At 44.7% G+C, this 15,393-nt stretch carries 18 protein-coding genes; 6 read left to right on the top strand and 12 right to left on the bottom strand.

Annotated features, from left to right (window positions below):
* Positions 1-23: 23 nt before the first annotated feature.
* The 5 genes from thiE to M1E03_RS01500 all read right to left on the bottom strand — a co-directional run bounded on the left by thiE (position 24) and on the right by M1E03_RS01500 (position 3,248).
* Positions 24-698: a thiamine phosphate synthase gene (gene thiE / locus M1E03_RS01520; RefSeq protein WP_026580283.1), complete on the bottom strand. Its 675-nt coding sequence runs from the start codon at positions 696-698 to the stop codon at positions 24-26.
* Position 699: 1 nt separating this feature from the next.
* The gene (thiM, locus tag M1E03_RS01515) at positions 700-1,509 is read right to left on the bottom strand and encodes a hydroxyethylthiazole kinase (RefSeq protein ID WP_059230886.1); all 810 of its coding nucleotides are present in this window, start codon (positions 1,507-1,509) and stop codon (positions 700-702) included.
* Positions 1,506-2,423 carry a cidABC operon transcriptional activator CidR gene (gene cidR / locus M1E03_RS01510; RefSeq protein WP_023856984.1) on the bottom strand — a complete coding sequence of 306 codons (918 nt, stop codon included), beginning with the start codon at positions 2,421-2,423 and terminating at the stop codon, positions 1,506-1,508. The genes thiM and cidR overlap by 4 nt, the downstream gene beginning before the upstream one ends.
* Before the next feature lie 130 nt (positions 2,424-2,553).
* Positions 2,554-2,823 (bottom strand): YwqI/YxiC family protein, encoded by a 270-nt coding sequence (locus M1E03_RS01505; RefSeq protein ID WP_020453374.1) that lies wholly within the window; start codon positions 2,821-2,823, stop codon positions 2,554-2,556.
* A complete protein-coding gene (locus M1E03_RS01500; protein WP_020453375.1) occupies positions 2,820-3,248 on the bottom strand; it encodes a YwqH-like family protein in 429 nt (142 codons plus the stop codon). The genes M1E03_RS01505 and M1E03_RS01500 overlap by 4 nt, the downstream gene beginning before the upstream one ends.
* Positions 3,249-3,731: 483 nt before the next feature.
* Between M1E03_RS01500 and M1E03_RS01495 the strand changes: the two genes are divergently transcribed.
* Both M1E03_RS01495 and M1E03_RS01490 read left to right on the top strand, forming a co-directional pair.
* Positions 3,732-4,118, top strand: coding sequence for a CidA/LrgA family holin-like protein (locus M1E03_RS01495; protein WP_020453376.1), 387 nt, complete (start codon positions 3,732-3,734; stop codon positions 4,116-4,118).
* The gene (locus M1E03_RS01490; protein WP_035337942.1) at positions 4,100-4,786 is read left to right on the top strand and encodes a CidB/LrgB family autolysis modulator; all 687 of its coding nucleotides are present in this window, start codon (positions 4,100-4,102) and stop codon (positions 4,784-4,786) included. The genes M1E03_RS01495 and M1E03_RS01490 overlap by 19 nt, the downstream gene beginning before the upstream one ends.
* 59 nt (positions 4,787-4,845) lie before the next feature.
* On the opposite strand, the gene M1E03_RS01485 is transcribed toward M1E03_RS01490, so the two are convergent.
* The 3 genes from M1E03_RS01485 to M1E03_RS01475 form a co-directional block, all read right to left on the bottom strand.
* Positions 4,846-5,130, bottom strand: coding sequence for a hypothetical protein (locus M1E03_RS01485; protein WP_048350642.1), 285 nt, complete (start codon positions 5,128-5,130; stop codon positions 4,846-4,848).
* A 10-nt stretch (positions 5,131-5,140) separates the two neighbouring features.
* Positions 5,141-6,607 (bottom strand): sodium/proline symporter PutP, encoded by a 1,467-nt coding sequence (gene putP, locus M1E03_RS01480; RefSeq protein WP_458110634.1) that lies wholly within the window; start codon positions 6,605-6,607, stop codon positions 5,141-5,143.
* A 99-nt stretch (positions 6,608-6,706) separates the two neighbouring features.
* Positions 6,707-7,897 (bottom strand): class I SAM-dependent rRNA methyltransferase, encoded by a 1,191-nt coding sequence (locus M1E03_RS01475; RefSeq protein WP_023856980.1) that lies wholly within the window; start codon positions 7,895-7,897, stop codon positions 6,707-6,709.
* Between the two features lie 142 nt (positions 7,898-8,039).
* Between M1E03_RS01475 and M1E03_RS01470 the strand changes: the two genes are divergently transcribed.
* The gene (locus M1E03_RS01470) at positions 8,040-8,420 is read left to right on the top strand and encodes a VOC family protein (protein ID WP_458110633.1); all 381 of its coding nucleotides are present in this window, start codon (positions 8,040-8,042) and stop codon (positions 8,418-8,420) included.
* Positions 8,421-8,450: 30 nt separating this feature from the next.
* Here the strand turns inward: M1E03_RS01470 and M1E03_RS01465 are convergent, their stop codons facing one another.
* From M1E03_RS01465 to M1E03_RS01450, 4 genes are all read right to left on the bottom strand, one after another.
* A complete protein-coding gene (locus M1E03_RS01465; RefSeq protein ID WP_458110786.1) occupies positions 8,451-9,389 on the bottom strand; it encodes a phosphoglycerate dehydrogenase in 939 nt (312 codons plus the stop codon).
* Positions 9,390-9,538: 149 nt separating this feature from the next.
* Positions 9,539-10,402, bottom strand: coding sequence for a glycosyltransferase family 8 protein (locus M1E03_RS01460; protein ID WP_216919271.1), 864 nt, complete (start codon positions 10,400-10,402; stop codon positions 9,539-9,541).
* Between the two features lie 119 nt (positions 10,403-10,521).
* Complete coding sequence (locus tag M1E03_RS01455) at positions 10,522-10,698, bottom strand: hypothetical protein (protein ID WP_095291354.1); 177 nt, start codon at positions 10,696-10,698, stop codon at positions 10,522-10,524.
* Positions 10,695-10,865 (bottom strand): hypothetical protein, encoded by a 171-nt coding sequence (locus M1E03_RS01450; RefSeq protein WP_023856975.1) that lies wholly within the window; start codon positions 10,863-10,865, stop codon positions 10,695-10,697. Before M1E03_RS01450 ends, M1E03_RS01455 begins: the two co-directional genes overlap by 4 nt.
* Positions 10,866-11,175: 310 nt before the next feature.
* Here M1E03_RS01450 and M1E03_RS01445 point away from each other — a divergent pair, with 310 nt between their 5' ends.
* The 3 genes from M1E03_RS01445 (at position 11,176) to M1E03_RS01435 (ending at position 15,262) form a co-directional block, all read left to right on the top strand.
* Positions 11,176-12,339, top strand: a complete 1,164-nt coding sequence (locus M1E03_RS01445) for a sensor histidine kinase (RefSeq protein ID WP_101561546.1) — start codon at positions 11,176-11,178, stop codon at positions 12,337-12,339.
* Positions 12,332-12,973, top strand: a complete 642-nt coding sequence (ydfI, locus tag M1E03_RS01440; protein ID WP_035337953.1) for a two-component system response regulator YdfI — start codon at positions 12,332-12,334, stop codon at positions 12,971-12,973. The genes M1E03_RS01445 and ydfI overlap by 8 nt, the downstream gene beginning before the upstream one ends.
* Before the next feature lie 114 nt (positions 12,974-13,087).
* Entirely contained in the window at positions 13,088-15,262 is a 2,175-nt protein-coding gene (locus tag M1E03_RS01435) for an MMPL family transporter (RefSeq protein WP_103749431.1), read from the top strand.
* The last annotated feature ends 131 nt before the right edge of the window (positions 15,263-15,393 follow it).

The raw sequence follows: 15,393 nt of genomic DNA, 5'->3' as shown, positions 1-15,393 counted from the left end.
ATATCAAAAAGCGCATATTCCATTTAGGAATGCGCGCTTTGTTTAGCAGCTTGCACTTTCTTGCTGAACGCCTCGGCGGCCGCCTTTGGATCGGCAGCTTTGCTGATGGCGCTGATGACACTGATGCCGTCAGCGCCGGCCTCGATGACGGGGGCGCAGTTTTCGGCCGTGATCCCGCCGATTCCGACCACAGGTATGCCAATCCCCTGCCTGCGGAGCTCTTGAATGAGCGAGACACCCTGCACAGCTTTTGTATCCCGCTTTGTTTCAGTCGGGTAAACCGGTCCTGCACCGATATAATCCGCTCCATCCTTTTCCGCCTTTACGACTTCTTCAAGTGTATGCGCGGAAACACCGAGGATTTTGTCCCCGATTCTCGCTCTGACGTCGGCGGCCTTATCATCATCCTGCCCGATATGCACCCCATCGGCGTCAAGCGCAAGCGCGAGTTCTACATCATCGTTGATGATAAACGGAACATTGAACTGTTTGCAAAGAGCCTGCACCTGTCGAGCAAACGCCTTTTGATCTCCTGCTTTTAACGCGCCCTCGCCTTTTTCGCGGAATTGAAAAAGTGTCGCACCGCCTTTTAAGGCTTGTTCAATGACAGTTAAAGGATCGCCTGCAGTATTGTTTGAACCCATAATAAAATAGACTGACAACAGATCTTTTATCGTTTCTTTTGAGACTCGCGTCATCTTATTCCACCTCTCTGATCCTGCCGCGTTCTTTTATATCCATCGCTTCAACAGCGGCAAGCTGATTCAAAAACTCGATTTGAAAGCTTCCGGGCCCCAGGTTTTCCGTTTTCTCCGCGGCCAACTCGGCCGCCGTTCCATAAAAAGCGGCTGCAGATACAGCGGCATGGCAAACGTCTTTTTCAACGGCGCAAAACGCACCGATGACAGAGGTAAACAGACAGCCTGTCCCCGTCACTTTCGTTAACAGTTGATGTCCGTTGCCTACGGTATACGTTTTTGTTCCATCCGTTATGACATCTTCAGCTCCGGTTATGATGACGGCTGTATCCCATAATTTCGCGGCTTTTTTGGCGAGCTCTGTTCTGTCGCCGCTCCCTTCGCCTGCATCCACGCCTTTGATCAGCCAGTCCTCTCCAAGCGTGTTGGCAATTTCCGCGGCATTGCCTCTGACGGCGGAAACCTTCACTTCGCGCATAATCGCTTGAGCCGATTCTGTTCGAAACGGCGTCGCCCCAGCACCGACTGGGTCAAAAATAACCGGCACACCGTGTTCATTGGCGGACTTTCCTGCAATGATCATCGATTCAACAGATTCCCGGCTGAGCGTGCCGATGTTCAGCACAAGGGCTCCGGCGATCTTTGCCATGTCGGCGGCTTCTTCCCTCGCATACGCCATCACCGGCGATGCGCCGAGAGCCAGTAAACCGTTCGCCGTAAAATTGGTGACGACATTGTTTGTCATATTGTGTACGAGCGGTTTTTGCTTTCTGACTTTCTGAATTCCTCTTGCGGCATCTTCTAGATTCATTCGGCTGCATTCCCTTCTGTTTTTGAATTTTCGCTCCATATATACGATTTTGTATGATCAATCCACGCCCTCGCCGCGAACGACAGATAGCGGTCTTTTCTCCAAATGACGGCGACATGCCAAGGAATGGCCGGCCTCACCAGCGGAATGATTCTCACTCTTTCCGGGTCAAGATCGCGGCAGATTCTTTCGGGCAAAAGCCCGATTCCAAGGTTAGCGGAAACCATTTCGCTGATGAAATCCCATTGCGAGGTTTCATAAATGACATTCGGCTGAAATCCAGCCTTCAAGCAAGCCGTAATGATCCGTTCGTGAAGAACAAAGTCTTCCCGGAAAAAGATAAACGGTTCTTCGCTTAACTGCCGAAGCTCGATCTCATCCGCATCGGCAAAACGATGAGACGGGTGGACGATCAGCATCAAGTCTTCTTTTACGATTGTAAAGGAGTGAAAAATCTCCTCTTTTGCAGGCAAGACGACAACGCCGATATCAAGCGATCCGTCTTCCACTCCTTCCTGCACTTTCACAGAGCCGTGCTCAACAAGCTGAAAGGTGACGTTCGGATATTTGTCTCTGAAATCCCCTATCACTTTCGGAAAAAAGCCGGAGCCGATCATCGGCGGCAAACCGATCCGCACGTGCCCTTTTTTGACGTCCATCAAGTCATTCAGCTCTGAAGTTAAATTTTGAAACGACTTGGTGATTTCCTGGGCCTGCACATACATGCTTTGCCCCGCATCAGTCAGCTCGATCTGACGCCCCCGCCGGTAAAACAGCTCAATCCCGAGCTCTTCTTCAAGATTTTTAATCATTTTGGAAATTGTCGGCTGAGATATGTATAATGACTGAGCGGCTTTTGTGAAGCTTTTCAGACGGGCTACCTCCAAGAAATAGGTTAAGTGGCGTATGTCCATTTGTTTGACACCCTTTCAGAGTTCCTGCTTGTATTCATATTCTAAACCAATTTCATTGTTTTCTGCACCCCCGTGGAGCACCCTTCTACATCAACATAAAAAAACGCCGCCGGCATACAGCCGGCAGCGCCTATCTTCGGGCAATCGCTTCATCCTGTTCCTTCAGCGTGTCCACATTGGAGCGGGTGTCCTCAATGTTTTTACGAACAGCCTCTTTATACTGTTCGACCATATTGCAAATTTCGGCTTCGCGTTCAAGCCACTTTTTCGTAAAATCAAGGTTGTTCCGCCCGAGCGCTCCGGCTGACGGGCTTTTTAAAGACACGGCTTGAAGCGTGCTGCTTACTTGCTCCAGCTGCTTCATAACCGCTGCATGGTTAAGTTTAATCGTTTTGCTCATTTCAACCACCCTTTTAAACCGTTGATTGTGCTGTGCAGAGCGTCGACGGCCTCCTCTCCTTTTTCCATCAGAAAGTCCGCCCGGTCGGCTGACCAGCTTGCAGCTTGAACAGCCCCTTTTTCAGAATCTAAAGCAAATATCTTTAAATCAATTTTATGAATATACCGATCATATTCATCGGTGAAAATTCTGTACATTGCCGTGTGCGCTTCATCACGTGCTTCGTCAAAATCGGCTGCCCTGCTTCCGGTCCACGACTCATCAAGGTTCGGACGCAAAATCTGCCTGATTTCTTCGATTCCGAGGTTTTGTTCCCGCTCTACATCGCGCTTTGCCCGCTCCAGCCTTGCAATTTGTTCTTCCAGCTCTGCCGCCTTATGGGAGAGGACACCGTGTATTTTTTGCAGCGTGTCTGAGTAGTCCATTATTGTCACCTCTGAAATTGCAGTATGATTCGCATGGATTGTTTCCTTGTCAAATTATGATTTGATTGGTTTTTCATAGATTCACATCTTTGACTGGACTTGCTCTCATTTCCAATATTTATAGTTTAAGTCGAAAATCACGGATGTTGAATAGGCTGTAAATACTGTTTTTAGGGATATATACACAGTTCATCATCTTCCTCACAGCGCATTTTAAGGACATATAACCCGTCTTTTTGAATCATCTGTACACCGCTTTCATCGCGGACAAGTCTAAAGACACGGGAATACGGCAGTTTAATGGTCACAAAAAATCGCCAAATGATTCCGGACGACAATTTCTAATTTTAGTCAGGAAACTGTTTCTTTTGACCTGATTTGCGCTTTTAACTATAGACAAAATGAATAATATCTATTCTGTATATGTATTTTACCTATACTTAAAACTCATGTACACTCATGTTTAGAAAGGGGGATAATGACATGAAAACATTCATTAAAGGATTAGGTCAGGTCGCTCTTTTGTTTTTATTCGCGCGTTTCATGAATCTGATTGCCGAGGTTCTTCATATAAACATTCCCGGCAGCATTCTCGGGATTATCGTCATTTTTGCGCTTCTTCATTTCAAAATCATTAAGCTGGAATGGATTGAAATCGGCGCCTTGTGGCTTCTCGCGGAGCTGCTTTTGTTCTTTGTCCCTTCAGCCGTCGGGATTATGAACTACGGAGATATTCTGGCTGAATTCGGCACTAGCATTATACTCGTTGTCCTCATCAGTACATTCGTCGTCATGGTGTCGACCGGAATGCTGACTCAATTGATTGCCAAAAGAAAGGAAAGGAAAAAAACATGCTCATCGGATGCTTAAGCCTGATCGCAACAGTGTTAATTTATCTGGGCGCAAAAGCGGTGTATTCACGCCATCCAAAGGTGTATGCGTCACCTTTATTGGTCACGCCGGTGATACTTGTCGGCCTGCTGCTTTTCATCAATGTGCCCTTTGAAGCGTACAATGCGGGCGGTCGCTTGTTGACAGACATGCTCCAGCCGGCAACCGTGGCTTTTGCGATTCCGTTGTACAAATACTTTCCAGTCTTGAAAAAATACGCGGTTGAGATCGTTATCAACGTGACTGTAGGCTGCTGTATCGCGATCCTGTCAACAGCGTTTATCGCAAAACTTTTCAAGCTGAATGAAGACCTGATTGAGAGCCTCGTTCCCAGATCGGTCACAACGCCAATTGCAATGAGCGTTTCTGAAATGATCGGCGGAATGCCCGCGGTGACCGCTGTTTTTGTTATATTGACCGCCCTGTCCGGGTCAGTGATCGGACCGATGGTCATTCGCTACTTCCGGATTGATAATGAAATCGCAAGGGGCGTGCTGCTTGGCACAAGCGCCCACGGCGCAGGTACATCAAAAGCATTTGAGCTCAGCTCCGTGTCCGGAACGATTTCAAGCGTATCGATGATCCTGGCTGCGATCATCACGCTTTGCGCAGCGCCGTTTCTCATTTCCCTTATTGCAGTGTCATAGCCGAAAAATAAAAAAACCAAATTGGGGAAGTTTTTTTCCGCCAATTTGGTTTTTTTCATTTAGACATCGAGCAGCCATATGAATATGGACATTATCAATAATATAAGGGCCAGAATAAAAGAAATACACCTGAGAGCCCAGTCATGCGGCAGTTTTGGAGAAATTGCTTTTAACAGCTTGGCGAACAGCAAACCAATCAAACCGAAAAGTGTGAAGATTCCCGATCCATCCGCCGTCATTTCCGAGAAAAATTCATCGCTTTTTTCTTTGGAAAATGTCCACAGAAATCCTGCGAAAGCCCCTGTAAGAAAAGTGATTGTCCATAATACTTTGACAAAGACCATCACCCTATTCTCAACCTTTCAGCTGTTCAACCGCCGTCTCAAATTCCTTTTCAATCTCTACGGACGGTTTCTTTGTCATCAGGCTGACAACGATGATCACGACTGTACAAACAATAAATCCGGGAATGATTTCATAAACCGGGTCAAAAGCTTTTACTTGCTCCCACACAATAACAGTCAGCGCCCCGGACAGCATCCCTGAAAGCGCGCCCCACTTCGTCATTCGTTTCCAATACAGACTCAGCAGAACGACAGGACCAAATGCTGCTCCGAAACCTGCCCACGCATAGCCGACAAGATTCAATATCGTTTCATTCGGGTGAAGCGCCATCATGAGGGCGATCAGTGAAATCGCGAGGACAGACAGCCTTCCGACAAGAACAAGTTCTTTGTCAGAAGCCCCTTTCCGGACAAACGCTTTATAAAAATCCTCTGTCAGCGCGCTTGAGGTTACAAGAAGCTGTGAAGAAATCGTGCTCATGACAGCTGCTAAAATGGAAGCCAGCAAAAATCCCGTAATCATCGATGGGAACAAAAGGTCTGCCAACTTAATGAATATCGTCTCGGCATTCTTTAACGAAAGATGAATTGCGCTGAAATAGGCGATGCCGACGAGTCCTGTCAGCATCGCGCCGCAAATCGAAAAGATCATCCAGCCCATGCCGATTCTTCTGGCACTCTTCAACTCTTTCACGCTTGAAATCGCCATAAACCTGACAATAATATGAGGCTGTCCAAAGTAGCCGAGCCCCCACGCCAGTAAAGAAACAATACCGATTGCGGTTGTTCCTTGAAACGGACGGAGGAGGTCCGGGTTGACCGCGTTCACTTCCGAAAACGCCGGCGCAATTCCCCCCAATTGGACAAATACGACGATCGGCATTAAGATGAGCGCAATAAACATGATCGTCCCTTGAACAAAATCGGTCCAGCTGACAGCCAGAAAGCCCCCGAAGAGCGTATAAAGAATGACAACCCCGGCCGTCAGCCAGATGCCGATCCGATAATCAAGGTGGAATGCTGTTCTGAACAGCTCTCCGCCCGCCACCATTCCGGATGATGTATAAAAAGTGAAAAATACTAAAATAACGAAAGCCGACGTCACCCGTAACAGCCTTGAACCGTCTTTAAAACGGTTTTCGAAATAATCGGGTATGGTAATGCTGTTGCCGGCCGTTTCCGTATACGTTCTCAGCCTCGGCGCAACATACACCCAGTTCAAATACGCGCCGATTGTCAGACCGACAACGATCCAGCCGCTGCTCAATCCGTTCAGAAACATCGCACCAGGCAGCCCCATTAATAGCCAGCCGCTCATATCGGAAGCACCTGCGCTTAACGCGGTGACGGCGGGGCCCAGATTTCTTCCGCCAAGCATGTAGTCGGTCAAATTTGAAGTTCTTCGATATGCAAAATATCCGATAAAAAGCATTCCTGCCATATAAATACCTATCGATATTAAAATTCCGTAATCCATAACTTCCCCCTGCCTGAGTTTTTCGCGTAATATCAATATACATGAATAATTGATCGACAGGTATTGTTTTTATCGCAAAATTTTTCCCCGCCCTTAACATTAACGGCGGCGGATCCGCAAAAAGACAACTTTTAAATAATCGCCTTCAGGATAGCTTTTCACCGTTTTAAAATCTTCGGGCAGCGAATGCTCCTCAAGCACTGTAAAGCGCGTCCCCGTTTCTTTGCATGCCGCTTCGATAAAACCTTTGAATTTTTTCATCCCAAAAGCGCTGCTGTTCGTCGAAGCGACGATCACACCTTGATCTTTAGTGATTCGAATCGCGTCTTTCAACAGATTTTTATAATCCTTTGCCGCGCTGAATGTATGCTTTTTTGTTCTCGCAAATGAAGGCGGATCAAGGATGACGAGGTCAAAGGCGAGTTCTTTTTTGGCCGCGTATTGAAAATATTTAAAAACGTCCATGACTTTAATATCATGAGCTTCATAATCCAGCCCGTTCACGCTGAATTGTTCGATCGTCCTGCTTAAACTGCGGTTTGCAACATCAACGCTCGTCGTTTTTTCAGCGCCTCCAAGCGCCGCCGCCACAGAAAATGCACCTGTATATGAGAAGGTGTTGAGCACGGTTTTTCCTTCCGCATACCGGTCCCTAACCGCCTTGCGGACATGGCGCTGATCGAGAAAAACGCCTGTCATCGCACCGTCATTGAGGTAAACGGCAAAATGTATGCCGTTCTCTTTCACAATGATCGGAAATTCCCCTCTCTCTCCTCTGACAAAGTCGTCATCTTCTACATACTGCCCGGCCGTATTAAACCGTTTTTTCTCATATACGGCTTTATAGTCTGTCAATTCATCGAGGGCTTCCATAATCGCTTCCTTAAACGTATAAATCCCTTTGCTGTACCATTGGAACAAATAGTAGCCGTCATAATAATCAATCGTAAAGCCGCCGATTCCGTCGCCTTCCCCGTTAAACAAACGAAAAGCGGTCGTATCCGGGTCTTGAAAAAGCGATTTTCTGGCCTGAAAGGCGTTCGCCAGCCTGCTTAAAAAGAATGATTGATCAATTGATTCCTCTTCGTTTCGGGTCAGAATCCAGCCGATCCCTTTGTTTTGCTCGCCATAGTAGCCCTTTCCCAAAAACGTGCCGTTTTCATCGGCAACCCTGATCAGCGAACCTTCTTTTATGCCGTTTTCTTGCGAAGAAACAGCTTCTTTTTCAATTAAGGGATAGCCCTTTTTCATTTTTGCAGCGAATGGATGTTTTATTTTTAATGTATGCATTTGATTTCAGTCCTTATTTTAAAGTCTTCTCTATCCTACCATAACGCCTGATCAATATTCTTATTCATCATGTAATCGATATAATTGACAGATGATTCCGACCTTTCTAAAATGATGGAGAAACAAAAGGAGGAATGGCGTAATGGCGCGAATTGACCACGTAGGACTGATGGTGAAAGACATTGATGCTTCGATCGCATTCTACCAGAATGTGATCGGAATGACGCTGAAAGGCAGAATGACCCATACAAACGGCATCATGAAGCTGGCTTTTTTAGGCTTTGAGAACAGAGACGAGACAGAGCTTGAATTGATCGAGGGATATAACGACAGTCTTCCTCAGGAAGGAAAAGTACATCATTTTGCCGTCTCAACCGATGATATCGAGGCTGAATTCGCCCGCGTAAAAAGCGCCGGCATCAAGCTGATGGAAGACGAGATCACCGTATTGCCAAACGGCTTCCACTATTTTTTTCTTTTTGGGCCCGAAGGAGAAATAATCGAGTTTTTTCAAAGAATATAACCGGATGCGGCTTTTCGCCGTTTCCAGTCTTTAAGAAACGCGGAAAGCCGGCGGCTGGTTTTCGATAAACCTTTTGATGTTTTGATATGTCACCTCTTCGATGCGCCTGATGCTCTCATACGTAGCGCCGCCGATATGCGCCGTGCATATGACATTGCCGAGACTAGTGATCCGGGCGGCCGGCGGTTCGATTTCAAAGACGTCCAATGCTGCACCTCTGATCTGTTTTTGTTCAAGCGCTTGAATGAGCGCGCTTTCGTCTACCACTTCTCCGCGGGCAATGTTGACCAGGTACGCGGTTTTCTTCATTTTTGCCAGCTTTTCTTGATTGATCAAATGATAGGTGGCAGGTCTTAATGACGTGCTGATACATACAAAGTCAGATTTTGCCAGGATATCGTCAAGCTCTGCAAACCGTACATTCAGCCGTTTGGCTGCATTGTAGTCTTTGTATGTGCCGTACGCCAAAACGTTCATATGAAACCCGGAAGCCCGTCTTGCAACCTTTTTGCCAATTTCCCCAAAACCGATAAGCCCCAGCGTTTTTCCATCGAGCTCATAGCCCATCTCGGATTGCCACAAACCGGCTTTGACTGCGGCGTTTGACTGCGGGATCGAACGGGCGCCAGACAGCAGAAGGCCGAATGCCAAATCGGCGACTGCCGAGGCGTTTTGGCCGGGTGCATTCGTGACGAGGATTCCTTTTTCGCTTGCATATTCTACATCAATATTGTTGATTCCCGCACCGAATTTCATGATATATCTTAGTTCCGGGGCGGCGTCGATCAGCTCCCGGTCCACTTTTTCAACGCCGGCGATATAAATATGAACATCCTTGATATGAGTCAGTAAATCCTGTCTCGTCAACCGATTGGAATCCAAAAATGCAAATTCGGCGCCGAGCCGTTCGACCCTTTCCTTCAACAGCGGCGCTGCGCGGTAAAACAGTCCGTTAAGTGTCAACAGCACTTTAACCAAAAGCGCTCCTCCATTCGTCAAAAATTTTTGCAGCCAAGAAAAATGCTTGTTTCCAAAAGGAAACAAGCGAATATGGGGATACGTCAGGGTTTGTTGTCATTATATCGATTCATCCTGCGATTTAAAATGAGATTGGCATGTTAGCTGACATGGTTTTTAGACAATTTGGCCGGCTGGTTAAAGGCTGTGGACTGCAAATACTTAAAATATTGACGGGCGTACGGGTGTGAGGTGTTTGAATTCCAAGGCTTGTTTCCGCCGCAGAAATGAACGATTGCCGGGTTTGCCCTTGTTTCCATATAGCGCTTTTGATCGATGAGGGAAGCCGGCGTTTTTTCTTTTAAAATAATGTGTGTTTGGGCGTTCCACCTCGGATGAAGTTCGAGCCACTGATCATAAAGAATCGCATTCAACGCGTCTTGGTCATGAAACACAAACATGTCTTCATCGTTGTTATTGATGAAGTCGATGACTTTTTTCGAAATGTTGTTTTTTCTCCAGGCTTCCATATCGATGATCATAATACCTGAGTTAAAATATTTTGCTTCGTCGCTGATGTTCATCTTTTTTAGCCGTTCATGCTGGCCTGCATCTTCTACTGCCGCTGCGAAATAAGGTGAAATGTCCTTGTCCCACAACTTCGATATATCCTCTAACACTAAGGCGTCGCAATCGACATAGATCATTCGTTTGACGGATTCGTCATCAATCAGATCGGGGATGGAAATCCGATAGTATGCCGCTTTTGTAATATGGCTGCTTTCGACCGCACGGTCATACTGGCTTTTTTCTACATTCAGAAATGTAATGGGGGCTCCGAATTGAAGGGTCGTCTCTTCCAGACGCTTTTTATTTTCCGGTTCAATCCCTCCGTCGATGACATACAGTTTCACATCGCGCGTCTGATCCATATTCGTCAGCAATGATGCGAACATCACGCTTAAATGCTGTGCGTAGTTATTGTCTGTACATGAAATAATATGCATGGTTCGGTCGCTTTTCATATGTCTTCCATCTCCTTTTCTTTTTTTGTTCTATTCCCTTTTTTTAAAAGATAAACACCGTCGATAGGCTGAAAAAAAAGGATCATGCAAGATCCTCTGATTGTATGGCGTCTATTTCACTATCTTTTGGCAAAAAGCTTCTTTGAATAAAAGTAAGGGTAGCCAATAATGATGATTGGAGCTGCTAATGTAAGGAGCATCCATGAGCCTGAGTGAATGTCTCTAATGACTCCAATGAATATACAAGTACCGATGAGAAAATATAATAAAGCACCTAAAAACCAATACATATTCATTCCCCTTTTTCTTTACACATGTTCTTGGATTGACTATTTTTGTTTCTATGTTTGTCTGTTTTTTCGTTCGTATTGCTTAATCGATCAGGGCACTGATTTTTTGACACTTTCTCAGTTCTGATTCCTTTTCTTTTTAATGATAAAATTGTGAGATCAATCGATTTCAATGTTGATCATTCCTTTAATAAATAGTGAGTTCCTCATGATTTTAAATGTAAATTTGAAAAGATAAAACGTACATAAAGGCAGAACGCTTATGTACGTTTGGGCAATGATCATATGTTTGGGAACATCTAATGGTTCACTGCACCTCGGTATTGTTGTGTTCTTTCTCTTCCTATAAAATGATTGGATAAATGTATGTTCACTTTCAATAAATTTCATGAATCTCTGTTCGGTTAAACTGTTAAAGGAAGTGGATGAGGTTTGAATCCTTTTAAAGAAAAGCATTACTCACATGATAGACGGGCATTAAATATGCTTGCGCTCAGAGTGCCGGGCCTGGCTTTTATTCTCATGATCTATGTAGCCTCTGTCGTGCTGCAATTTATTATTGGGAGCTGGTCCATTTTATTGCTTAACGTGTTTACAGTATTGACCGCCATTTTTGCTTTGCTGCATTGGCATTCATATCGCTGGGTTAAGAAAAGGGTCATTCTATATTTTGTGCTGCAAGGTTTGATCACTTTTACACTGGCTAATATCATGACTGGCTTCTTAGTGCTGGTCATCATCGGCCTTTATGCATTTTTGATTGGACAGATTGCAGGAATAGCAGACAGAAGAAGGACTTTCCTCATACTGTATTTACTGCTTCTGCTGTCAATCAATGCAACACATCAGATTCACAAAGGTGATTATTTGCATTTTCTTGTCATTGCCGTACCTATTATGATCGTGATTATTACTTATGCCGCTACATTATTTGCCCAAGTCGATGAAAAGATAAAAGCTCAGCTGACTCTTGAACGGCTGGAGCTGGCTCATCAGCAGGTCGAACAGCTGACGCTGCAAAACGAAAGGCAGCGTATGGCCCGGGACTTACACGATACGCTTGCTCAAGGGCTGGTCAGTTTAAATATGCAGCTCGATGCTATTCATGTTCATCTCGCCAAAGGCAACACAGAGAGAGCAATAGAAATCATTCAACAATCAATGAAAAGAGTGAGAGGTACATTGGCCGACGCGCGTTCAGCGATTGACGATCTGCGCAGCAAATCAGAGGAAATCGGTTTTCTAAAAGAAAGAATTACCTCACTAATGGATCATTTTCAAGAGTCGACAGGCATGGGTGGTTTTTTAGACTACCGATTACATCAGATATTAGACGTTCGTACAGCTGAAAACTGTTATTACATCATTGGAGAATGCATAACGAATGCAGCAAAGCACGCTGAAGCAGAAACGATATCGGTATCCATTTGGGATGATGATAAGGGGAGGCTCCATTTAACTGTCAAGGACAATGGCAAAGGATTTGATGTTGAAAAGAGCAAGAAAAAGAGAGGACATTACGGGCTTCTCGGCATAGAAGAACGCGTCAGAGCCATGAAAGGCCAATTTAATATAAAGAGTACAAAATCAAAAGGAACACAAATTGAGATCACAGTACCAATTCAGGGAGAGATGCAAGATGAATAAGGTTTTAATCGTTGATGACCATCTTGTCGTGAGGGAAGGTCTGAAGCTTTTAATTGAAACGAATGATCATTACACCATCATAGGAGAGGCCGAAAATGGCAAAGCGGCAGTCCGTCTTGCAGATGAATTAAAACCGGATATCATTCTCATGGATTTGTATATGCCGGAGATGAGCGGGTTAGAAGCCATTAAACAAATAAAAGAAAAACATGACATCCCTATCATTATTTTGACTACTTATAATGAAGATCACTTAATGATCGAAGGAATTGAATTAGGGGCGAAAGGATATCTATTGAAGGATACGAGTTCAGAAACCCTTTTTCATACAATGGATGCAGCAATAAGAGGAAACGTGCTGTTGCAGCCTGAAATCTTAAAACGTCTGCAAGAAATCCAATTGGAGCGGATGAAAAAACAGAGCAGTGATACGCAGCTGACAGAAAAGGAAGTCATTGTTCTAAAAGCAATTGCTAAAGGTCTTAAAAGCAAAGCGATCGCCTTTGATTTGGGCGTCTCTGAGAGAACAGTAAAGTCCAGGTTAACGTCCATTTACAATAAATTAGGCGCGAATTCAAGAACTGAAGCCGTAACGATTGCCATGCAAAGAGGCATTCTGACATTAGACAAATAACATCAAATTTGAAATTTGCCCAAACGTACATACCCGAATGTACGTTTTTTTTATTTCATTGTCCACTACAATGAGGAGGAATATGATCAAGCAATGTGTTGAAAGGAGATTATCATGTCAAAAATGTTATATAAATTAGGAGGATGGGTTGCTCGCCATCGCATAAAAGTTATATGCGCGTGGATCGTTGTGTTAGTTGCTTCGATAGGGCTTGCCATTACGTTAAAACCAAGTTTTTCTGAGGATATGTCCATACCTGACACACCTTCGGAAAAAGCGATGGATGTCATTCAAAAAGAATTTCCTCACGGCCCTGATAAAGGGAGCATACGGGTGATTTTCGGTGCTGAAGATGGAGAGAAACTTACTGCAGAGTCAGCCAAAAAAGCAATAGAAAATACGTTAAAGGAAATCGATAAAGATGGTTCTGTTGACTCGATTGCAAGTCCTTTTGTGACAGGAACAATCGCGAAAGACGGCACAGTTGCCTATGCTGATATCAAGTATAAATCATCAGCAGATGATATAAAGGATTACTCTATCAAACACTTAAAAGACAGTTTGAAAATGGCTGATTATGAGGGACTGCAAGCTGAGCTGAGCGGTGATGTACCGGGAGCCGAGATGGAGATAGGCGGTATCTCTGAAATTGTCGGCATTGTCTTGGCCTTTGTCGTTTTGGCCATTACATTCGGCTCTTTATTAATAGCAGGCTTACCGATTTTAACTGCACTGATTGGATTAGGTGTTAGTATTGGACTTGTTTTGATTGGAACACAAGTTTTCGATATTGCTTCCGTCAGTCTTTCATTAGCCGGAATGATTGGCCTTGCTGTTGGGATTGATTATGCTTTATTTATTTTTACGAAGCACCGCCAGTTTCTAGGCGAAGGCATACAAAAGAATGAATCAATTGCCAGAGCTACCGGAACAGCTGGGAGTGCAGTCGTTTTTGCCGGACTTACTGTTATTGTCGCACTTTGCGGATTGACGGTTGTTAACATTCCTTTTATGTCTGCAATGGGGCTGACAGCAGGGCTTAGTGTATTGTTAGCTGTTCTCGCCTCAATCACGCTTGTTCCTGCCGTCTTATCGATAGCGGGGAAACGGATGGTTCCGAAATCAAACAAGAAAAAAGATAAACAAAGCGCTGAAACAAATGTCTGGGGACGCTTTGTCACAAAAAACCCTATCATGCTAAGTGTATGCAGCATTCTCATTTTGCTCGTCATTAGTATTCCATCTATGCATTTGGAACTGGGCTTGCCTGATGCAGGGATGAAAGCGAAGGATAATCCGGAACGCCGGGCATATGACTTGCTTGCCGACGGTTTTGGAGAAGGATTTAATGGTCAATTAACAATCGTAGCGGATGCTACAAGTGTGACAGAAAATAAGGCGGAAGCCTTCACAGATGCAGTGAAAGAAATAAAGGAACTAGACCATGTAGCGAGTGTCACTCCTGCAATGCCTAATAAAGAAGGGAACTTTGCTATCATTACGGTCGTTCCTGAAACAGGTCCAAATGATGTGGCAACGAAGGATTTGGTAAAGGAAGTACGCAGCTTATCAGATAAAAACGGGGTAGATTTGCTCGTTACTGGATCGACTGCCGTGAATATTGACATTTCAGATCGCCTGAATGATGCGATACCGGTGTTTGCTGTGCTCATTGTAGGTTTTGCGTTTGTATTGCTGACAATCGTATTCCGTTCGCTGCTTGTGCCTCTTGTTGCTGTTGCTGGTTTCGTATTGACAATGACTGCCACTCTTGGGATCTGTGTATTTGTTTTACAAGACGGGAATCTCGTCGACTTTTTCAAAATACCAGAAAAAGGGCCGATACTCGCGTTCTTGCCGATTTTATCTATTGGAATTCTGTTTGGATTAGCCATGGATTATCAAGTATTCCTTGTCAGCAGAATGCGTGAAGAATATGTGAAAACAAAGAATCCAGTACAAGCGATTCAAGCCGGATTAAAACACAGCGGTCCTGTTGTCACCGCAGCCGGCCTGATCATGATCTTCGTTTTTGCAGGATTTATCTTTGCTGGAGAAGCTTCTATTAAAGCCAACGGGTTGGCTCTTTCCTTTGGTGTGCTCTTTGATGCCTTTATTGTACGAATGACACTGATTCCAAGTGTCATGAAACTGATGGGGAATGCAGCCTGGTACTTGCCAAAATGGCTGGACAAGATTATTCCGAATGTGGACATAGAAGGGCATCAACTCACGAAGGAAATACAGCCAGAAATAGATTATGAACAAAAGAAACAAATCAGTATGTAATAGAAAGCAGATCTTTTACGAGATCTGCTTTTTTCTTCATATTCCTGATCACGGTGTGAATGATTAGTTAAAAAGGAGACACTCATGGCGTAATCACTCATTTTGATTTTTTAAAGTCTCTTGGCCAATGG

It is taken from the genome of Bacillus sp. PK6-013, from assembly GCF_054161445.1.
This window is presented reverse-complemented; position numbering and strand designations above follow the sequence as displayed.